Genomic DNA, 20622 nt, shown 5'->3' on the forward strand with positions numbered 1-20622 from the left:
ATGGCGGCCATAATTCTTGAGTCGACGATTACCTGTCCACATTGCGGGCATGCCGAAACGGAAACCATGCCGATCGATGCCTGCCTGTTTTTCTACGCCTGCAAGTCCTGCGGCACATTGCTCAGACCAAAGCCAGGGGATTGCTGCGTGTTCTGTTCTTACGGTTCGGTCAAATGTCCACCCATCCAGCAACAGACATCCTGTTGCGCCGGATAGGATAAAAACCTCTGACTAAACAAGATGAGTGGTTCCATGGTTTGATCGGCTGTCAGTTTGATACTTCCCGTCCAGGACGGATGACTGAAGCCCGAATTTCATTTGCAATTAGATGAGCCCGTGGAAATGGAACGCGAGCCCGGCCTTTTTCATGGCGCATTCTTTCATTACACATTTATTACAGAATGGTTATGATATGCCCCCGCAAGAACATCGGGCGGAACAAACTATAATCGAGCAGGACTTACGCAAACCTGTGGGGGCGACTTCGCCTAGAGCGCCTACTGTTGGTAGTCGCCCATTTCAGGCCCAAGTGGCGACTGAAGTCGCCCCCACAGGTTTTAGAACCGCTTGTTTCGACGGTGGAACGGGCAAACTGCGTAAGTCCTGTCGAGTTTTAAAAATTACTGAGACTGCCGGAGGGCTCGTTTTTTGCTATGAATGCGGGAAAAAGCGGCACTATGGCCTGTAAAAAGCATTTTCAATTGAAGGCGATATTGAAATGAATCGCATTTATCTGGTTCGAAGCGAGGCGGACAAAAACATGAACCAGTTTTATCAACTGATCATCATGCCGGGACTGTTCGGCGACTGGTCATTGATCCGCGAATGGGGCCGTGTCGGCTCACCGGGCACCGTACGCAAGGATTGGTTCGATACCGAAGAAGAGGCAGTCAATGCCGCGCAGCGCCTGTGTCAGAGCAAGCAGAAAGGCGGCTATCGTTATCATTCCAAGTGAAATTGGCTGTATCGCCCGGAAGGGAAACGGATCCATTATTTCATTGGCTGGGCCGGGCGGTATGCATTGGCGCGGGGAGTCGCAAGTTTTTTTATCGTACTTCGTAAATGTAAACGCACTTTCCGGGATCGAAAGATTGTTTTCCCGCCGCGTCTGTGACGGCGCACCCTTTGGCAGTGTATGAAGCGTTCTTATTCGCAGCCAATTGAATGAGTCGCTGCACAGAGTCTCCATCAGTCGCCATAAGCAGAATAACAGGGTAGGATTCGCCTGTCTTTGTCCGGATTGAAACGCCGTCGCCCTTGTCGATCCCGTTTATCAGCGCACCCGATACTGCAAAGGGTTTTTCCTTTGCTGTTCGCGGTGCGGCTGTTGTGTCAGGCGCCGGAGGGACAATCCAGGCCAGGCTCTTCCGAACCGGCAGGTCCATATTTTTGATCGCAGTCACGCCGGGCTGCAAAAGGTCAAGTTCTCCAAGGCGTTCAATATAGGCCTGTTTCAAACAGGCGAAGTCCCCACATGCGTTGCGCACTGTCTTCAGCCATTGAAGCTGGTCGGTCTTGAGGCAGGCCGAGCCTTCCCCCAGTTCCTGCATCGCTGCGTGATAATAACGTCCAAGATATTCATCAAGCTCGGATAATTCGGAATTCGAGCAAATCAGGCTTTCAGGATGGCTCTTGGCTTTGCTGCAATCAAAACTCGCAGCCGAGCTGATGCCGGCGAGGAAAATATAAATAATTCCTCCAATCAATATTCGAAGCATGTTGTTTTTCCCGGTTGATAAGTTGGCGATATGGACGGCAGATACGCCATGAGTGCCCAACGCTCATATTCAATATTGTGACTTCAAGCTCAGACTCATAATTTAAGCCTTTTATAATAAAAGCTTATAAAACGTCTTCTTGCCTATCAAGAATGTTTGTATTCATGACCCCGGATTGATGAGTCAGCAGCAGTTTTAGCTATATGAAGATCGACAAACCAGACAACCATATCGATTATCGCGAACTGATGAAAAAGCAGGTTGCCGGAAGAGGGCTGATTGAAGAAGTATGGAAATAACAAAAGTAGCCAATCGCCGGATATAAAAAAGCCCCCTTAAGTTTTACTTTGCGAGGGCTCTGGGCGCCTGGAAGCGCTGCCTACGGAAGACAATTCCATTGGTATGAAAAGTTAACCATAGGTTTAATCGGTTACATCAGCGTTCGGATTATACACAAGGATTAAGAATGAGCAAGAGAGTTCTGGGATTAAGTTTGAGCGCAGATGCCATCGGTTGGGCATTGCTTGAAGAAGCGCATGGAAGACCTGATGGGCTAGTGGATTTGGGTTGCCGGGTTTTAGGCAAAGCCGGCAAAAAGAAAACACCGAACTCTGAAAATGCCGAATGCCGCAATGCCAGATTAACCCGACGCATTCTCCAGCGCAGAGCCAGGCGAAAGCAACAAGCGCTCGATTATTTGTTAAAGCTGAACCTCTTACCGCAAGCCCTGAAAGCATCGCCCAACCCGGAAGTCATACTGAACCGGATCGGCAATCCTTATCATTTGCGCGCCAAAGCGCTGGATCATAAGTTATCCGCGTATGAACTGGGCCGGGTGATCCTGCATTTGGCCCAACGCGGAAGCTGCCCGCACGGCCGCAAAGCGTTGCCGGGCGATATGATCGATGACCCCGATGCGCTGGCGGTTCTGGCCGAGTTTGGGAAGGGCGATGCCCATGCCGAGCGCGGCAATGAAGAAACGGATTTAAAAAAAGAGGTCGCGGCACTAAGGAAGGCTATAAAAGAGACGGGCTGCCGGACGTTGGGAGAATATCTGTCGAGGCCGGATCTTCGCGGCCATCAGCATAATCCGGCCTTTGGCCGGCGTGTGCGTACGGATCGGCAAATGTATCAGGATGAACTGGAACTGATATGGCAACAACAGCAATGTCACCACGCTCTGCTAACGGAACAGGCCAAAGAGCAGCTGGAGCGCATCATCTTTGGTCAAAGACCGTCTGAATCGCGGGTTGGCCGCTGCGCTCTGGAACCCAAACGCAAACAGGCCTGTATGGCCCGGCTGGAAAGCCAGCGATTTCGCTATCTGCAAACTATCAATAGTCTGACGTATTTTAAGGATGGCGGCGAACAGGGGGCGTTTTTATCAGCCGGGCAAAAAGGCAAATTGATCCCGCTGTTCGAAGCCGAAGCCGATGTGGCGTTTTCGAAGGTACGGGCGATACTGGGCTTCGATGAAAGCACGGCATTCAATCTGGAATGCAGTCATAAAACGCTGAAAGGCAATGTGACTGCCTGCCGGATCAGGAAAGTTCTGAGCGTATGGGATGATCTGGGAACTGAGAAACAGCAGGCTCTGGTTGAGGATCTGCTGACCATCGGCAAGAAGCCGGTTTTGAAGAAACGGCTGATTGCGCACTGGGGCTTTAGCCCGGCCACTGCCGACAGTCTGTGTCTGCTGGAGCTTGAGCCGGAATATTGTCCTCTTTCCGTTAAGGCCATCAACAAGCTGCTGCCTTTCCTTTACCAGGGCCAAAGTTACGCCGATGCGCGGATCAGTGCGGGGTATGGCCTTGAAATTCAAGGCATGGAAATAAAGGATAACCTCGGCCTGCCGCCTGAAATCGCCAATCCCGTCATGCAAAAAGGGCTGCATGAGCTCAGGCGACTGGTCAATGCCCTGATCGCCGAATATGGCAAGCCCGATGCGATCAGAATCCAAATGGCGCGTGATCTGGACATGAAAGCCTGGCGCCAGGCAGAATTCGTCAGGCAGCAAAAAGCCAAGGCCCGGGCGAATGATGAGGCGATGCAGATGTTTCAGGACATGAAGCGGCGGTATCCGTATCTGAACCCGGCCGACGCCACCAACAGAACCGTTCAACTGAAATACCGGCTATGGCGCGATCAACACCAGCGCTGCGCTTACTCCGGCCTGCGCATCAGCTCATCGGCTCTGTTTGGCTCCGAAGTTGAGATTGACCATATTTTGCCCTACAGCGAATCACTGGACGATTCCTACATGAACAAAGTGTTGTGCTACCGCAAGGAAAACCGCAGCAAGGGCCATAAAACGCCCATTGATGCGTTTGGCGGTCATGAAGCGCACTGGCATAACATTGTACAAAACCTCAATCGCTGGGACAGATCTCTTGCGCCGAAGAAAAAGCGTTTTTTCATGACGGCGGCAGAACTGCGGAAAGCGGATTGTATCGGCAAGCAACTCAATGATGCGCGCTACATCAGCCGCATAACGCATGACTATTTGAAACAGCTGGGAGCGGAAATTTCGGTCGGCAAAGGCATGATGACCGCATGGGTCCGGAAGCGATGGGGATTGAACGATCAGCTCGGCAGCGCACCGTTAAAAGACCGGACCGACCACCGGAATCATGCGATTGATGCGTTGGTCATTGCGTGCATGGATCGGCTGTTTTATAAGCGCCTGATTGAGGCGGCCAGAGAGCTGGAGCATAAGCAGTCCCGATTAAACCTGGACGATCTGCCTGTCGAACCGGCCTGGCAGACTTTGCGCGAGGATCTGCAGCATGCGCTCGACAGCATGATTGTGGCGCATGCGCCGCTGCTTAAAGAAACAGGGACAGGCAGGGCCTATAGAAGACCTCTGGACGGTGCGTTTACACATGCCAATAGCATTATTGATCCCGCGGTCAGGAAGATCGTCGTGCAGCACCTGGAGCGCTGCAACAACAAACCCAAGGCTGCGTTTACGGAAGGCGTGACGGTATATCACAAAGACGGCAAAACGCCGATCAGGCGGGTGCGGATTCTACGGCCGGAAACCGCATCGCCCAATCCCGAGATAGCCGAAACCGGCGCTATAGGCGAGCAGGGCAGGGTTTTTAAAAGGCTGGACGGCATCTGCCATCATGTGAAAATATTCAGGAACAAAAACACGGGCGAATATATCAGCGATTTTGTGAGCATGAAGGAAGCAAGGCATCAAGGCCAAGCCGCCGGCAAACAGAAACAGCCGCTCATTAAAACAGGCCCGGCAGAACAGTGTGAGTTTGTCATGACGCTGCATGTCAATGATACGGTCAGCGTCGAACAGGCCGGGCGAAGGATTTTTTACCGCGTCCGGAAGCTGGATGCCGGCAGCAACGGATGCATGCTGCGTTTGCATTCTGCAGCGTCCTCCGACGTAGAAGAGGAAGAGATTCACTTCAGCATTGACGAAGCGTCATTTGACAGATGGCGGCTACGAAAGCACAAGATCAATGCCATCGGCAAGCTCATCGAATGCTAAGCAGCGGCCAGCCGTGAAAAATCGAATCGCCTCAGCCCCGCCGCCAGGCATGAAAGCGGGCTATCCACTTCAATAATAGGTCCGGCTGGTGATGGCGCCTCCAGACGCCGGCGGCGTTTTTGTTGGCTTCCGCCATCGTCGGATAGATATGGATAGTGCGCAGGATGTCGTTCAGGCCAAGTCCATGTTTCATGGCCAGCACGAATTCCGCAATGATATCGCCGGCATGCTGGCCGACTATCGTGACGCCAAGAATTTTATCCCGGCCGGGCGGCGTCAGTATTTTGACAAAACCGTGCGCAGCACTGTCGGCGATGGCGCGGTCCAGGTCATCGACATTGTAAACGCTGACTTCATAAGCGACGCCTTGCTCTCTGGCGTCCTGCTCATTCAGGCCGACACGGGCGATTTCCGGATCGGTGAAAGTTGCCCACGGAATCACGGCGTAATCGGTACGGAATTTATTGAAGCTGCCGAACAGGGCGTTGACCGATGCATGCCAGGCTTGGTGCGCGGCTACATGGGTAAACTGATAGGGGCCTGCCGCATCGCCGCAGGCGAAGATATTCGGATAGTTGGTGGCCTGGCATTCATCAACCTGCACCGTATGCCCGGGCGACAGCTCCACGCCGACGTCTTCAAGGCCGAATCCGGAAGTGTTGGCTGTGCGGCCGATAGCCAGCAGCAGCTTATCAAAGCCGATGCGCACTTCCTGGCCCTGATAGTCGGCGATCAGGATATGCTCCCCGTTTTCGATCAGGAATTGCTTCGCGGTATGTTCAAGGCGTGCATCTATGCCTTCCTGGCCGAATTTTTCCGCTATGGTTTTGGAAACCTCAGCATCTTCCCGCGTCAACAAGCGCGGTGCTTTTTCGACCTGGATGACTTGCGTACCGAGGCGGGCAAAAGCCTGCGCCAGCTCGCAGCCGACAGGGCCGCCGCCCAGCACCAGCAAACGCCTGGGCTGCTCGCGCAAATTCCAGACGGTATCGGAAGTCAGGTAATCGATATTTTCAAGGCCCGGGATTGCCGGAATAAAAGGGCGTGAGCCGGCGGCAATGATGATGGAACGCGTTGTCAGGATGCGTGAGCCTTGGCCTGTCGTGACTTCAACCTCCCAAGGGGAAACAATCCTGGCAGTGCCTTCGATGACATCCACGCCGAGTTCGCGGTAGCGCTGCGCCGAATCGTGCGGCGCGACGGCTTCAATCACACGCTGCACGCGTTCCATAATCTCGGCAAAGTCAAAATCGGCTTTAACGCCGCTGATGCCGAACTTGGCAGCGCTGTGAAACTGCGCCAGCAATCTCGTTGAACGGATCAAGGCTTTTGACGGCACGCAGCCGGTATTCAGGCATTCACCGCCCATTTTGTGTTTTTCGACCAGCGTGACTTTAGCCTTGACGGCAGCGGCAACATAAGCGGCGACCAATCCTGCCGCCCCTGCGCCTATGACGACAAGATTGGTGTCGAATTTTTCGGGTTTAGTCCATTTTTGATAAATTTTATTGGCTCGAACAGCCGATACGCTCCTTCGGGCTATGAGAGGAAAAAATCCCAGCAAGACGAACGATCCGAGCAAAGCGGGCGAGAATAGGCCGGATAAAGTATCGATTTTAGCCAGTTGGGTGCCGGCATTGACGTAAACCACGGTTCCGGGCAGCATGCCTAATTGGCTGATCCAATAGAAAGTGCGGGTTGCAATGGCGGTCAGCCCCATGACCAGGTTAATGACGAAGAACGGGAAAATCGGCACCAGCCGCAAGGTAAACAAATAATAAGCCCCATCGCGCGCCATGCCTTCATCCACGGTTTTGACGCGATCGGCGAATCTAGCCTTGACAAGATCGCGAAACAGGAAGCGCGCGGCCAGAAAAGCCAGCGTGGCGCCGATGGTGGATGCGAACGATACGATCAATGTTCCCCACAACAAACCGAAAATCGCGCCGCCGGCTAATGTCAACAGTGCGGCACCGGGCAGGGACAAGGCCGTTATGGCAATATAAATCAGTGCATAAAAAGCTGTAGCTTTGACAGGATGGGCATTGGTATAAGCAAGGAGAGCCTCGTGTTTGGCCTTTAAATTGTCCAGCGTCAGTAAGTGCTGCAAATCGGAATAGAAAAAGGCGCCTATTAGCGCGGCCATGATTATCAGCAAAACGATGTGCGATCTGGTCATTGTTTTTCCTTGGTGAGCGCTGATTGATTAAATGCTGCATTTCTCGATGATCATTTGACTGATGTTTCGCACGATCGATCTCTGCGTTGCTTTAGTTTTGCCTGGGGCGAATCCAACGGCAGGCGCGCCAGGCGCATTTGGATCTGCCGTGTAGGTGCGAATTTACTTGTGCCCCTTGCGGGTATTCGCACTGCATAGGGCGCCATGGGCGTTTGCCCCAGGTCGAATATCCAAAGGGCACAAGTGAATTCGACCCTACAACGGCGTAGCATCAGTCATCCATAGCTGGACGGGACATGTTGTCCCGTTCGGAATGTTCGGCGATGATTAACTGCAGTCGCTTAGCGAGTATCGTAGAAACGTTAGGGCGGGGCTACAAGCCCCGCCCCGCTACGATATCTCGGTTATCCTCGGTCGAATGAATTCGACCCCACAACGGCGTAACATCAGTCATTTGATATCTTTTTCGGTCAATCGTTTGATGGTGTCGAAGGCAAACAAATTATTTTTCCATATTACCTATCCCATCCAAATCTGTTACGCTTATGCAATTGAAGCAGAGCGGGTATATCTTGTCAGTTGTTTGGCGTCAGAAGTGCGGTCAGATCGGCTCAAAAGTGTTGCCTGACCAAAGGCCGCTGGTTTATTCAGGAAAACAGACAAGAAGACGCTATACTTTATTATAAACAATGCAATAGTCCGCATTTATAATTTAGGGCCGGGCTATAGAAATTTAAAACTCCGTAGCATCACTTATTAACACTTGAAAATTAATAGTATATTCTTCATTAGGAAACTTGCGCGTTATAAGTGAAATTGAATTAACACCTATAAAATGATTTTTGATAACAACATCGAGTGTGAAATAGTGTGCCGGTTTCGTTTCTTTCTTACGCCCGCAGCGAAGCGCGCGCGTTTATTTTGTTTTGAAGGAAATGATCAGGAATGCAAACGAATAAACGGATAATTCATAGTTCATTGGGATTGATAATTCTGGCCGGCTTGGTTGGAATCGGTATTGTTTTAACAAAAGTTATCAGGGACGAGGTCAAAACTTCCAAATATCAGGCCCAATATCTCTCCGAAATCAGCAAACAGCTCAGCTTCAAGCTAGAGCCCGGCCGCAGTTCATCGATTCGTTATCCCGACCATGGTCCTTACGATTTGCGGCTAGGCTATGCGATGCTGCCGGATGTGATTCAGCGCGTTGAAAAAGAAGGCTTCAGCATTTCCGCCCAGGCCGCTTCGTCTCCGATGCTGACGCAACTGGTCGATTACGGTTTATTCCCGATTTATCACGAAAAAACCCAGGCCGGGCTTCGCATCGTCGATCAGGCCAATCAGGTCTTGTTTAGCGCGGTTTATCCCACTTACGGTTACCCGACTTTCGAATCCATTCCTCCGCTGATCCTGAACACGCTGCTTTTTATAGAGAACCGGGAATTGCTGGACGAAACCAATACCACCATAAATCCCGCCGTTGAATGGGACCGGCTGGGATTTGCCGGCCTGCAATTGATGGCGAAAAAACTGGGCGCCGACATCAATGTGCCGGGCGGCAGTACGCTGGCCACGCAATTGGAAAAGTACCGCCACTCGCCCGACGGCTACACGTCTTCCCTGGTTGAAAAATTCCGCCAGATGGGCAGCGCATCGATACGGGCCTATCTTTTAGGGCCTGATACACGCGCAATGCGGCGCGAAATTGCCCTGACTTACCTGAACTCCATGCCGCTTGCAGCGACGCCGAGGCTGGGGGAGGTCCACGGTTTGGGCGATGGCCTGTCGGCATGGTTCGGCGCAGACTTTAACGAAGTCAACAAGCTGCTCAGCCCAGGCGCGATCAATTCCGAACACATCAGTCAACAACAGGCGCAAGCCTACAGGCAGGTCCTCAGCATTCTATTGTCCCAAAGACGGCCTTCTTATCTTTTGGGGTCGGGTTTTCAGGCGCTTCAATCACTGACCGATCGATACTTGCGGGTGATGGAGAGCCAGGGCGTTATTTCGCCGGCGTTGCGCGATGCCGCATTGAAGGTATCAATTGCCCGCCCTGGCGGTTCGAATTCGCCTCTTGCCAAATTCATGGCCGAAAAAAAGACCCAGACCGTCCTGAGGACGCGTCTGGCCAAGGCGACGGGCGTGAAATCCATCTACGAACTTGATCGGCAGGATTTAACCGCCACCACCACTATCGATTATCAGACGCAACAAGCCGTCGCGAATGCCTTGCACCGGCTGAGCGACTCGGAAACGGCCCGGGCCGCCGGTGCGGTCGGCTTCAGGATGTTGGGCGATAATCAGGATCTGTCTCCCGTCATCTATAGCCTGATGCTGTTTGAACGCAGTGAGAGAGGCAATCTGTTGCGTGTCCAGACCGATAATTTTGATCAGCCTCTCGATATTAATGAAGGCATTCGCCTGGATCTCGGTTCGACCGCCAAGCTGCGGACGATGGTGCATTATCTGCAGCTTATCAGCGGCCTGTACCATCAGTATAAAGATCGCCCAGTCCAGGAACTGGAAAAGATCGAGTTGCATCCGCGCGATTATCTGTCGGCATGGGTTATCGAACAGCTTCGCTTGCGGCCTCAACTAGGGCTGGAAGAATTGCTGAACCTGGCGCTGGACCGGCGCTATTCCGCCAGCCCTTTCGAAAACTTTTTCACGGGCGGCGGTATCCATCATTTCGAGAATTTCACGCGCGAGGAAAACGCCAAAATCATGTCGGTGCGCGACGCCTTGCGCGATTCCGTGAATCTGGTCTTCATTCGCCTGATGCGCGATGTGGTCTATCATCATCTTTACAGGCCGGAAGGTGTCGCCCGCTGGCTTGAGAATGAAGAGGACCCGCGCCGGCAAGCCTATCTGGAGCGTTTTGCCGATCGCGAAGGGCTGGTTTATCTGCGGCGTTTTTATGCCAAATACCAGGGCAAAAGCGCCGATGAAGCCCTGGCCCTGCTCACCCAGCGGGTTAAGGCTAAAGCTTCGCGGCTGACCATGTTGTATCAGGCTGTTTATCCGGATCATGACGAATATGATCTCAATGCTTATCTGAAGGCCAATCTGCCGGCGTCCGTTCTGGCCAAGGAAGATATCGGCGAACTGCACAAGAAATTTTCAACATCACGATTCGACCTGCAGGATCAGGGCTATATCACCAAGATCCATCCCCTCGAACTTTGGCTGGCCGGTTATCTGGCCAAGCACCCGAATGCTACGCGCGAAGAGGTTCTGGCAGCCAGTGTCGAACAACGGCAGGCTGTTTACCGGTGGCTGCTCAAGAGCAAAAGAAAACATGCTCAGCAACGGCGCATCATGACGCTGCTGGAGGCCGAGGCGTTTAAGGAAATCCATCGCGCCTGGGTGCGTCTCGGTTATCCGTTTCAGGCATTGACGCCTTCTTACGCCACCTCTATCGGCGCTTCCGGCGACAGGCCCGCCGCCCTCGCGGAGCTGATGGGCATCTTGCAGAATGACGGCATCAGGCAGCCGCTGATTCGATTTGAGAGCCTGCACTATGCAGAGGCAACGCCGTTCGAGACGCTGCTGAACAGATCGCCCGGTAAAGGCGAGCGTGTCATGCCGCCTGAAGTTGCAAGAGTGGCTCGCGGCGCGCTGATTGGCGTTGTGGAGGGGGGGACCGCCTCGCGTCTCAGAGGCGTTTACACTGATTTGGAAGGCAAACCTCTGGCTGTAGGCGGTAAAACCGGCACCGGCGATCATCGCCGCGAGGTATGGGGCGAGAGAGGACATCTGATTGAATCGAAATTCATCAGCCGTGCCGCCGTATTTGCGTTTTTTATGGGTGACCGGTTCTTTGGCGTTATCACTGCTTATGTGGCCGGACCCAATGCCGAACAGTATCACTTTACCAGTTCACTGCCGGTGCAGATAGTGAAGTTTCTGGCACCGACGCTTTCGCCTTTGGTGAACCGATCATCAAATAATCCGGGCTCCATGCCCGTGCCTAGAATGGCGATGACAGACAAGAACAATATAACGGCTGCTCCAAAACAGCCTTAAAAAGCCTTTCAAGCGAATGTGGAGGATTTCAGGCAGTTCGGCTTATATGCCGCGCATCTGTCTGAACCACGAAGTACACGAAGGCATTTTCAATGCTAAGGCTTGAAATATTTCAACGGATTCATGAAGTTATCAGTGAGACATGACCATGCCACAGTCTGTGGGGGCGACTTCGCCTAGAGCGCCTATTGTTGGTAGGCGAAGTCGCCCCCACACTGGTTTTAAAACCGCTTGTTTCGACAGTTGAACAGGCAAATTGCGTAAGTCCTGTGTGGCTTTATGAAATAGCCAAGCTAGAGCGACTTATACAACTTTAAAACCTTGTCCAATTCTTCTGTCGCGCCTTTTATATCGCCCTGTTTTACTTTGATTTGCGCCTGAATGATGCAGGCATGCGCCTTTTTGACGATGTCCGGTTTGCCCGTGACTTTCTCGGAAGCCGCACGCGCTTCTTTTAAATGTTGGCTGGGCGGCACGAAATCGTTTTTACTGATTTCGACCTTAGCCGCTTCAATATGCATGATGGCTTCATTCGGGCTGTAAACTGAACTTTCGGCGGCTTCCTCTGCGTAAGCGGTCAGGCTGGTTGAGTATAAAGAGGAAGCCAGTAATAAAGTTAAAGCTGTGTTTTTGATCGTATTCATAGGATAAAGTCTTTGTTGTGATTTATCGGATGGTGTCGGTAAAAATGCCTGGAAAGCAAAATCTCTCGGCCTGCATGATGCCGATTAATCGTTAATGACTTTGAATTTAGCCTAAGTTATTGATATTACGCAGATGTAGGGTCGAATTCATTCGACACGGGACAACCGAAATATGAAATATATAGGTAGTGCAAATACCCGCAAAGAGCACAAGTAAATTCGCCCCTACACGGCATCGCAGCAACACTAAGACAGCACAGAGATCGATTTGTGCGTAACATCAGTAAATTAGCTTCAGGCAAAGCTACCAATCACGAACCAAATACACAATACGTATAAATACCTGATATGTGCTAACAAGAAACATAAGCTGCCGTGTGTTTAAAAGCCCTTTTGGATTTGGCTTTGAATGATAGCCTTGTTTTCAATTCGTGGGTGGGAGCTATGCCTACATCGCGACTGGCCGAGCGATGTAGGCATAGCTCCCACGTAGACTTTTAGCCGAATCCTTAGCAAACGGTTTTCAAAAAATGCTTTAAAGATTGCCGGTCTCTGAAAGACCAATTTGGCCGGCTTTAGTTTGACACGCTTCAGGGGAGGCTAGCGTGACTTCCTCACAAGATCCGTCAAACCGGAATCGCACTTCTCTGTGGCTTTCTGCAATATATGCCAACAGTCCCCGGATGAAGAGGATGATGCCCGCCATTTCGAGGCTCTCCTCAACCGTTGCAATCATTTTGTAGGTCAAATCCTCCAACCCGTGCACTTCAGCGTAGCGGCCCCCGATCATTTCGAAGCCGATACTGCCCCCGATATAAATGACCGCAGCCATAAAGAAAGTGAGCCTCGTTTTTGCAGGAAGACGCAGCCAGAATTTCAGAAAAAACCAGGCAAGGAAGAATATCAGCGCAATGCCAAGGATGACCCAGGCGAAATAAAAGACGCCAAGATTGCCATTCCCCAGCAGGTTGCGTATCGGTTTTATCAGCCTCTCATGAATGGAAACCAGTTCATCTACCGCCATGAGCAAGAATCCGCATGAAAGGATCAGCCAATGCGAAACGCGAGAAGCCGTACGGTTTCTTTCCAGAAGAGTGATGACCGAAAGAAGCAGTGCTGCGGAGAGCAGCAAAAACACTGTAAAAAAGGTCGGAATATTATGCTCGGCGTCGACGTTAAAGAGCGAGACAAACCCATAAAGCCGGTCATCCCCAGTGATATAAGATATCAATTGCCCTGCGAGGCTGGCGGCAACCAGAAGAAAAGCCAGTATTCCCAGTGTGCGGCCAATAAGGACCGGATTCAGCGATATGGAGTTGGATGTCATCTTAACGTTGGATTCCTTGGCTTTGGCATTAACGGCAATAATGCTGTTACATTAATCAAATTCGATGACTGTATATCAGAAATCTTATGAATAAATTAACCGAGCATTGTCGGGAGCCGCGTTGATTATTTAGCTGATGGTACGCAGTAAGTTGAATACAGATCGGCTTGCCTAAAGTGCCGCTAGCGCGACGTTTTTATTTGATCGGGTTCATCGCCCGAAGGCGAGTTACTTTCATTTAACAGCCTGTGTAGGCTGGGTTGGAGCTTTAGCGGAAACCCGGCATGGGCGGCCGAAATGCCGGGTTTAGCACCCCAGCCTACCGCGATTAAAAGCTCCGATATCCGGCGCGGCAAACGGGGAAAGGTGCCCGTCGTAACATCAGCTATTTAAGAAAAAAGCCCGTTTGTGCCATACTGTTGGGTATACGCTTGAGTGACGGCTAATTATACGGAACGATTAAGCAGGTCCATTTATCAAACAGGGAGTTTTGAAATATTGGCAGCATCAAATTCGGCACAAGGTGACAAGCGACTAATAAATTGGACTCATGAGACTGGTCAATCCCCGGTATTCATTAGCTTCGGGCTGAGTCCATGTCTTTTTCAAACTAACCTGTAAGGGACTGAAATGATTAAATACACGCCTTTAAAAGATCACGAGATACCTGTTAAAGTTTTATTTACCGGCTATCTATGCACCGTGGGCATAGGTTATGTTGTTGCGCTGATTCAGATTCTGTTTACGCACGGCATGGCTGACGGTAAATTCGGCCTGTCCATCGACGATATCGTCTACAGTTATTACGGCAACCGCTCAGGCACGGTGGTAGAGACGAAACTGAACGGTTCCATGAAAGAGATGGCGCCGGAGCCGGAACGCTTCCAGATCATACAATGGGTCCGGGATGGCGCGCAGATCAATGACTATGAGCCGTCTGGCGTCGCAAAGATTATTGAGACGCGTTGCGTCCTGTGCCACAACAAAGACGCCTCAGGCATCCCTGACTTCTCCGATTTTGAGCAACTGAAAGCCTTGACGGCGCAGGATGAGGGCGAGACCTTTGCTTCGTTGACGCGGGTTTCCCATATCCATCTGTTCGGCATCAGCTTTATTTTTATGTTTGTCGGGCTGATCTTCGCCTTTTCCGAAACTACGCCCGTGCCTTATAAATCCATTGCCATCGGTATGCCTTATGTATTCCTGCTGGCTGACATTATGTCCTGGTGGCTGACTAAGCTTCATCCGTGGTTTGCCTGGCTCGTCATTCTGGCCGGTACCGGCATGGGGGTTTCGTTCGCGTTTATGTGGGTGACTTCCATTCTGGAAATGTGGCTGTTCAGGCCCGTGTTTGTCGAGGGCCCCGGCATGAAGGTGCAGGAATGGCTGGGAAATCTGATCTGCAAAGGCGAAGAAAGCGGCATGAACAAAGCGTACTGCACCATCAAGCGCGGATTCGCCTTCCTGAGAGACAAATGGCTACAGCATGGCTGGCCATGGGTTAAAGGGCTGTTTAATAAATAGATTTTTCATTCAAATCAGAGAAAGGCAGGCTGGGTTTACCAACCCAGCCTGCCCGCTGAATTTGTGGAGGCGACTTCGCCTACTGTTGGTAGGCGAAGCCGCCTCCACATATACGCAAATCCTGCCCCTGTGACGGTTCCACAAAAAATCCACTGATCCCGCCCTGATCAAGTTATGCACATTTAAATTAGTACATGCTGATTTTTTGAGCAAAACTTGTAATTTAGTCTAAAATTAGCACAGGCTGAGCTTGTTCAGTTATTGAATATTCATCGATATTCCAGTGGCGGATTGTCGGTGACTTACCCCGCCTGAAATAACGGTCTTATTCTCAGGCAATAAACGACGCACTATCGGGAGCTGTGCGGTTGTCGCAAGGGAGAAAAACAAGATGAAAAATAACGAAGTAAAAGGTAACAGAATGAAAGTAGAAAAAATGAAAAAATGGTTGTCGGCGTTTTTGAAGGATGAAGAAGGGGCGAGTGGTATCGAATATGCGCTGGTTGCTGCGATGGTGGCGGTTGCTTTGATTCTTTTCGTACCAAAAATCAATACTGCAGTCTCAGGTATTTTTGGAAAGATTGAAAGTGCATTGACTACAGCCAACAAGTAGATAAAAGAACGTACGCAGAACATACTTTAACGGCAGTGCTCATTCAGTATTGGATCATGGGATGCTGGGCTGTCACCTGCGGCGGTTATGACTTGGCGGTTCGCCGTATCCCCAATATCCTGACGTTGGGCGCTCACGGAGGAGCGCTGGCGATGCTTGCGGTCACTGGTCAGGGCTGGCTGGGCGCCTCCCCATCCTCGTGTTTCGCCGCTTGGGCGCTGGCGCTGGTTTTAACGGTGCCTGCCTGGGTATTGAGACGGCTGGGGGCAGGGGACGCCAAACTGCTGGCCGCCATGGGATTGCTGGGCGGCATGGAAGCGATGCTGGTTGCGTATGCCGTCGCCGGGCTTCTTGTAGGCGGCACGGCGATTGTCTGGACGATAGCTTACCGGTGGGAGCCACTATTGGTACTGCAACTAGCTCGTATTGGAATTGATGTGCCAGCGATACCGAAGCCAAAGGGCAGGATGCTGCCTTTCGGCCTGGGGCTTGCCATCGGCTTTGTCGTCGCGCTGGTTCTTCTGGCCGCCCGGATATCGGTCCTGCCGTTTCAGTTTGATTGATAAGAACCAGTCTGTTTTTCTGTAAGTAATGTGGCGTTATGAATCCAAAAGTTAGTCAACCCCGAGCCGGCACTCGCCGCCGCTTATCGTGTAGTTTGCGCAAACAGCGCGGTGCGGCAGCCATAGAGGCCGCGCTTTTGTTCGTCATCTTTTTCACGCTGTTTTATGCCATTGTCAGTTATTCGATGCCGATTCTTATGATGCAGGCGTTTCAGCATGCCGCGTCGGCGGGGGCTAGGGCAGCGGTGGCGGTTGATCCTGCTGCCGAAGGTTATGAAACCGCAGCGGAAAACAGGGCGAAGACTGTCGTAGCCGAGTTGCTGGACGATTGGTTGCCTAAAGCTGCTCATGAGGCCGTGCTGGGAAGCGAGGACGGCGTGAAGGCGGATTTCGACGAAGCAACCCGCATGCTGACAGTGACTGTAAAGTTCCCTGACTATACGAAAAATCCGCTGATACCAATTTTGAAATTTCCCGGTATAGGTGATGTTCCCAAATTGCCCAATGATCTCAAAGCGAGTGCTGTCGTGCAGCTTGATTGAGATCGCTCCGGTTGAGCCAAATCTGTTTTGATCCACGATCGGCGCATTATGAAATAACTGATGTTATGCACGAACCGATCCGTATTCTGTTTCCGTTTTAATGCGATGCCGTGTAGGTGCGAATTCACTTGTGCCCCTTGCGGGTATTCGCACTGCCTGGTCTCTGTCTCGGGTCGAATGAATGCGATCCTACAGCGGCGTAATATCAGTGAAACAAGATGCGTAGCGGGTTTATTTTGTCCGAAAAAAATGGCTTTAAAGACAAAAAAGTCCTGCACAACTATAATTGCTAAGTATTTTTACTTACTAATAACCAAGCAGTTGCTTGCAATAAATTACTCTGGAGCAAGGGGGGGTAATGAGTAGTTCAGTTTTGCGCGTATTCGCAGTAATACTCGCTGTGGGCGCCATCATCATCGGTTATATCGGTTACAAGGCGAGCAATCAGCCGCCCAAGCCGGAACCGGTGCGCGTCGAAGTGGCGGAACCGAAAGGGGAGTCTGTGGTGTTTGCCGCGCGGGATATCCAGTCAGGGCAGGTTATCACACAAGAGGATCTGACAACCGCGCTGGTTCCTACCCGTCCGGTACGTTCCTATCCTGCCGGCGACCTTGTCATCGGCCGCAAGCCCAGAACCGACATTTCCAAAGGAGAAATGGTGCTGTCCAGCCATTTCCCCTCTTACAGCCAGTTGGCGTCCAGTCTCCATCCCGGCGAGCGGGCAGTCGCCGTTAAAGTCGATGAAGTGGTCGGTGCCGGCGGTTTCATCGAGCCCGGCGACCAGGTGGATGTGCTGCTCTTTTTAGAGGCTGACCAGGAAACCGGCAAGAACAGTTCGGCCCAGGTGGTTTTGTCGAAAGTGCGCGTACTGGCTTTCGGCAATATGCTGGACTCGCCGGAAGAGCAAACGGCTGCTGCCGATGACCAATCGGACTTGCTGGAAAAGGCCAAAACCAGCACCGTTAATGAGGCAACGGGTAAACGCAAGAAAAAGGAAGAGGAGCCTGACGGGAAGAAAAGCAAAACCGCCGTGCTGGCTATTGCCGAATCCGATACCTCGACGCTTATGCTTGCGGAGTCCAGCGGCAGGATCAGGCTCGCGCTCCATGGGGCCGAGCGGGAGGAGAGCGCTCCGGAAATCATCGAAGAGGGCCTTGTGCCGGCAGCTTTTTCTCCGTCCGGGACGGAGAACGGTAAAAAGGACAAGCACTTCATCGTCTTGAAAGAGCTGACCGGCAGCGGAGCTGTCCAGCCAGATGCCCAAGGCGACAAAGTTAAAGAGGGTCCCCGGGTCATCATACACCGGGGCGGAGCGACAGAAACCCTGACTCTGGGGCACTAAGGTGCGCCGTCAACCAATAATTACAACAACCAGTTTGACAATCAGCAACATGAATTATTTCAAAGCGCTTCTTCTTTGGGCTCTGCTTGCAGCAGCCTTTTCCGCGCATGCCTATGACGATACCGTCAGCATCGAGATGGGCAAACAACTCAGCTACCGATACGGCAGTAACATCAAACGCGTCGCCGTCGGCAACCCGGAAATCGCCGATGTCTCGGTGATCGATGCGCGGCAGATACTGATTACGCCCAAAAAGCCCGGCTCTACCAGCCTGATGCTGTGGCGGGGCTCCGACACAGGACAGCCCGACTTTTATGTGGAGTTGCTGGTCACGGCCTCGGAAAACCTGAAACAGCATGCCGTCGAAAGCCTGGAAAATGACAATTTCCAGGTTTCGGAGGCCGGGGACAAACTTGAGCTTTCAGGCGAAAGCGATTCGCTGGAAGCCCATGATCAGGCTCGTCAGGCCATGGACGAAAAGAGCGAAAACAATGTCGTGGATACCAGCAAGCTGGGATTCAATTCACAGGTACAGATCGACATCAAAATTGTCGAGGTCAATAGAACACGATTACAGAATGCCGGGCTATTCCTCGGAAAGAATACCGCCAATACGACACTGGCTGTTTCGTCTCCGAATAATCTGACTGGTATTGAATCCGCAGGGCAAGGCGCATTTTCGCTGCTCAGCAGCGGCTTCTTTCCTCATGCCCAGGCTTTCAATTTCGTGTATGGCAACGCCAGTGAAGGCATACTCGGCGTAATCTCCGTTCTTGAGAACAACGGTTTCGCTTATACGCTGGCGGAACCCTCACTGGTCGCCATGAGCGGACAAAGCGCCAGTTTCCTGGCCGGCGGCGAGTATCCGATTCCCGTACCGCAAGGCGGGGCGGCAACTGGCGCCATTACCATCAAATACAAGGAGTTCGGCGTGCGCGTGTCGTTGACGCCGACCGTGCTGGACCAGAACCGGATCGCCCTGAAAGTCGCCCCCGAAGTCAGCGAACTGGATTTCACTGCCGGCACTGAGAGCGGCGGTACTACCGTGCCGGCTCTGCGCGTCCGCCGTACCGATACCAGTATCGCCCTGGGCGACGGCGAGAGTTTCGTCATCAGCGGACTGGTGAGTCAGGACACGCTGGACAGCGTGGATAAGTTTCCGTGGATCGGCGATATTCCGTTTATCGGCGCCTTCTTCAGATCCACGCATTTCGAACGCCGCAACAAGGAACTGATCATGGTAGTGACGCCGCACCTGGTTCAGCCATTGGCCAAGGGCGCGCCTTTGCCGCCGATGCCGGGCGAGCGTTTCCGGCAGTACGACCCGAGTTTCTTCCATACCTTCTTCAAGGAAACGGGGGATTTTCGGACTAAAACGTCTACCCCATCAGGATTTTCGAAATAGTAATATGAGCATTACACGCAAACACAGTTTCATTGCCGTCACGGACAATCAGGAGCATATGCGCTGGCTGAATGCGGTGTTCAGGGATGAAGGCGAGGTGGTCGTCGCCGATCTGCCATCGCTTGAGCGTGTACGCCAAATACTTGACCTGACCGGGGCCCAGGTCGTGTTCGTGGCACTGACGCCGCTGACGCTGCGGCAGGACGCGGCCCTGATAGAGGGGCTGGTTGCCGTCAAGCCGCTGCTGTCCGTGATCGCCATGGCTGACCAGGTCGATAACGAGATGCTGCTTTTTGCCATGCGGGCCGGGGCGCGCGATTTTATCCTTACCGGCAGCCGTCCCGGTGAAGTCATCAATCTGGTTCAGCGCCTGCAGAACCGTACGCCGGCGCCCAATAATCCTGCGACATCGCTGGGTAAAATCACGGCGCTGGTCAGTGCCCGGCCCGGCTCCGATACGCCCATGCTGGCTCTCCATCTCGCACTGGCGATGCAAGGCGAGAATAAGGAGCGCAATACGCTGCTGCTCGATCTGGGTAATCCGGCCAGCGATACCTTGACCTATCTCGGGCTCAGTTCCCCTTACAGCTTCATCGATGCGGTAAGGAGCTTGCGCCGCCTGGATTCCATGCTCATAGACAGCGCCTTCGCCAAGCATGAAAGCGGGCTCAGCCTGCTGGCATTGCCGGAGGACCAGGGGGGGATGGGCGAGATTACCTCGGCCGACATTTACGTGCTGCTGGGCATGTTGCGGCGCTATTTTGCCCGAATCGTCATTAATCTGGGCGGCGTTCCGCAGTCGGATTTCCTGTATTTACTGCTGAGCAATGCCGACAATACGCTGGTGGTCATCGAGCAAAGCGTTCCCAGCTGCAAGCAGAACATGCAGTTGGTGCGCAAAATGATCGAACATAAAATCGCGATGGAGCATGTGGAACTGGTCATCGACCGCTATCTTCCGCAGCTGCCGCCCGACGCCGACAGCCTTTCGCGGGGCTTCGGCCTGGCGCTTCAGGCTACATTGCCGCCTTCCGGCATGGCCCGTCTGAGCATGATGAATTCCGGAGAAAGCCTGTTTCACTGCGCCCCTCGCGATCCCTACACGCTGGCGGTCCGGAAACTGGCGAAAAGAATCATGACCAACAGCTCCTCTGCCGATCAGGGTTCCAGCATGAAGAAAGGCCTGTTCAAATCCATCGGCTCCTGGTTCGGCGGCAAGGTGGAGTAAGGC

Annotated in this window: 15 protein-coding genes; 11 read left to right on the forward strand and 4 right to left on the reverse strand. The window is 52.4% G+C overall.

The genetic code is table 11. The annotated features are described in order from the left end of the window. Window positions 1-216: a GDCCVxC domain-containing (seleno)protein gene (locus V2P20_RS11510; RefSeq protein ID WP_331818430.1), complete on the forward strand. Its 216-nt coding sequence runs from the start codon at window positions 1-3 to the stop codon at window positions 214-216. Between the two features lie 502 nt (window positions 217-718). After that, window positions 719-955 carry a WGR domain-containing protein gene (locus V2P20_RS11515; RefSeq protein WP_331818432.1) on the forward strand — a complete coding sequence of 79 codons (237 nt, stop codon included), beginning with the start codon at window positions 719-721 and terminating at the stop codon, window positions 953-955. 91 nt (window positions 956-1046) lie between these two features. Here V2P20_RS11515 and V2P20_RS11520 read toward each other — a convergent pair whose 3' ends face one another. Beyond that, a complete protein-coding gene (locus V2P20_RS11520; RefSeq protein ID WP_331818434.1) occupies window positions 1047-1718 on the reverse strand; it encodes a lysozyme inhibitor LprI family protein in 672 nt (223 codons plus the stop codon). A 466-nt stretch (window positions 1719-2184) separates the two neighbouring features. Between V2P20_RS11520 and cas9 the strand changes: the two genes are divergently transcribed. Next, a complete protein-coding gene (cas9, locus tag V2P20_RS11525; protein ID WP_331818436.1) occupies window positions 2185-5226 on the forward strand; it encodes a type II CRISPR RNA-guided endonuclease Cas9 in 3042 nt (1013 codons plus the stop codon). 31 nt (window positions 5227-5257) lie between these two features. On the opposite strand, the gene V2P20_RS11530 is transcribed toward cas9, so the two are convergent. Continuing rightward, complete coding sequence (locus tag V2P20_RS11530) at window positions 5258-7405, reverse strand: FAD-dependent oxidoreductase (RefSeq protein ID WP_331818438.1); 2148 nt, start codon at window positions 7403-7405, stop codon at window positions 5258-5260. Between the two features lie 945 nt (window positions 7406-8350). Here V2P20_RS11530 and V2P20_RS11535 point away from each other — a divergent pair. Then, entirely contained in the window at window positions 8351-11431 is a 3081-nt protein-coding gene (locus V2P20_RS11535) for a transglycosylase domain-containing protein (RefSeq protein ID WP_331818440.1), read from the forward strand. Window positions 11432-11724: 293 nt separating this feature from the next. Here the strand turns inward: V2P20_RS11535 and V2P20_RS11540 are convergent, their stop codons facing one another. Next, window positions 11725-12075: a hypothetical protein gene (locus V2P20_RS11540; RefSeq protein WP_331818442.1), complete on the reverse strand. Its 351-nt coding sequence runs from the start codon at window positions 12073-12075 to the stop codon at window positions 11725-11727. Window positions 12076-12610: 535 nt separating this feature from the next. Further along, window positions 12611-13402 (reverse strand): hypothetical protein, encoded by a 792-nt coding sequence (locus V2P20_RS11545; RefSeq protein WP_331818444.1) that lies wholly within the window; start codon window positions 13400-13402, stop codon window positions 12611-12613. Between the two features lie 630 nt (window positions 13403-14032). Here V2P20_RS11545 and V2P20_RS11550 point away from each other — a divergent pair. The 7 genes from V2P20_RS11550 (at window position 14033) to V2P20_RS11580 (ending at window position 20619) form a co-directional block, all read left to right on the forward strand. Continuing rightward, entirely contained in the window at window positions 14033-14926 is an 894-nt protein-coding gene (locus V2P20_RS11550; RefSeq protein ID WP_331818446.1) for a hypothetical protein, read from the forward strand. A gap of 391 nt (window positions 14927-15317) precedes the next feature. After that, entirely contained in the window at window positions 15318-15539 is a 222-nt protein-coding gene (locus V2P20_RS11555) for a Flp family type IVb pilin (RefSeq protein WP_331818448.1), read from the forward strand. 56 nt (window positions 15540-15595) lie between these two features. Next, window positions 15596-16102: a prepilin peptidase gene (locus tag V2P20_RS11560; RefSeq protein ID WP_331818450.1), complete on the forward strand. Its 507-nt coding sequence runs from the start codon at window positions 15596-15598 to the stop codon at window positions 16100-16102. A 95-nt stretch (window positions 16103-16197) separates the two neighbouring features. Next, window positions 16198-16644 carry a TadE family protein gene (locus V2P20_RS11565; RefSeq protein ID WP_331818452.1) on the forward strand — a complete coding sequence of 149 codons (447 nt, stop codon included), beginning with the start codon at window positions 16198-16200 and terminating at the stop codon, window positions 16642-16644. 358 nt (window positions 16645-17002) lie between these two features. Continuing rightward, window positions 17003-17986, forward strand: a complete 984-nt coding sequence (gene cpaB, locus V2P20_RS11570; protein ID WP_331818454.1) for a Flp pilus assembly protein CpaB — start codon at window positions 17003-17005, stop codon at window positions 17984-17986. A 49-nt stretch (window positions 17987-18035) separates the two neighbouring features. Beyond that, window positions 18036-19391, forward strand: a complete 1356-nt coding sequence (locus V2P20_RS11575) for a type II and III secretion system protein family protein (RefSeq protein ID WP_331818455.1) — start codon at window positions 18036-18038, stop codon at window positions 19389-19391. Window positions 19392-19395: 4 nt separating this feature from the next. Further along, window positions 19396-20619, forward strand: coding sequence for a hypothetical protein (locus tag V2P20_RS11580; protein ID WP_331818456.1), 1224 nt, complete (start codon window positions 19396-19398; stop codon window positions 20617-20619). Window positions 20620-20622: the final 3 nt, after the last annotated feature.

The sequence above is a fragment of the Methylobacter sp. Wu1 genome, assembly GCF_036553575.1.
In the GTDB taxonomy this organism is placed as follows: domain Bacteria; phylum Pseudomonadota; class Gammaproteobacteria; order Methylococcales; family Methylomonadaceae; genus Methylobacter.

Bases quoted from the DNA above. Each gene is read 5' to 3' on its own strand.
- V2P20_RS11550 (WP_331818446.1), top strand. From the start codon at position 14,033: ATGATTAAATACACGCCTTTAAAAGATCACGAGATACCTGTTAAAGTT.
- V2P20_RS11520 (WP_331818434.1), bottom strand. From the start codon at position 1,718: ATGCTTCGAATATTGATTGGAGGAATTATTTATATTTTCCTCGCCGGC.
- cas9 (WP_331818436.1), top strand. From the start codon at position 2,185: ATGAGCAAGAGAGTTCTGGGATTAAGTTTGAGCGCAGATGCCATCGGT.
- V2P20_RS11510 (WP_331818430.1), top strand. From the start codon at position 1: ATGGCGGCCATAATTCTTGAGTCGACGATTACCTGTCCACATTGCGGG.
- V2P20_RS11540 (WP_331818442.1), bottom strand. From the start codon at position 12,075: ATGAATACGATCAAAAACACAGCTTTAACTTTATTACTGGCTTCCTCT.
- V2P20_RS11580 (WP_331818456.1), top strand. From the start codon at position 19,396: ATGAGCATTACACGCAAACACAGTTTCATTGCCGTCACGGACAATCAG.
- V2P20_RS11555 (WP_331818448.1), top strand. From the start codon at position 15,318: ATGAAAAATAACGAAGTAAAAGGTAACAGAATGAAAGTAGAAAAAATG.
- V2P20_RS11545 (WP_331818444.1), bottom strand. From the start codon at position 13,402: ATGACATCCAACTCCATATCGCTGAATCCGGTCCTTATTGGCCGCACA.
- V2P20_RS11530 (WP_331818438.1), bottom strand. From the start codon at position 7,405: ATGACCAGATCGCACATCGTTTTGCTGATAATCATGGCCGCGCTAATA.
- cpaB (WP_331818454.1), top strand. From the start codon at position 17,003: ATGAGTAGTTCAGTTTTGCGCGTATTCGCAGTAATACTCGCTGTGGGC.
- V2P20_RS11560 (WP_331818450.1), top strand. From the start codon at position 15,596: ATGGGATGCTGGGCTGTCACCTGCGGCGGTTATGACTTGGCGGTTCGC.
- V2P20_RS11575 (WP_331818455.1), top strand. From the start codon at position 18,036: ATGAATTATTTCAAAGCGCTTCTTCTTTGGGCTCTGCTTGCAGCAGCC.
- V2P20_RS11535 (WP_331818440.1), top strand. From the start codon at position 8,351: ATGCAAACGAATAAACGGATAATTCATAGTTCATTGGGATTGATAATT.
- V2P20_RS11515 (WP_331818432.1), top strand. From the start codon at position 719: ATGAATCGCATTTATCTGGTTCGAAGCGAGGCGGACAAAAACATGAAC.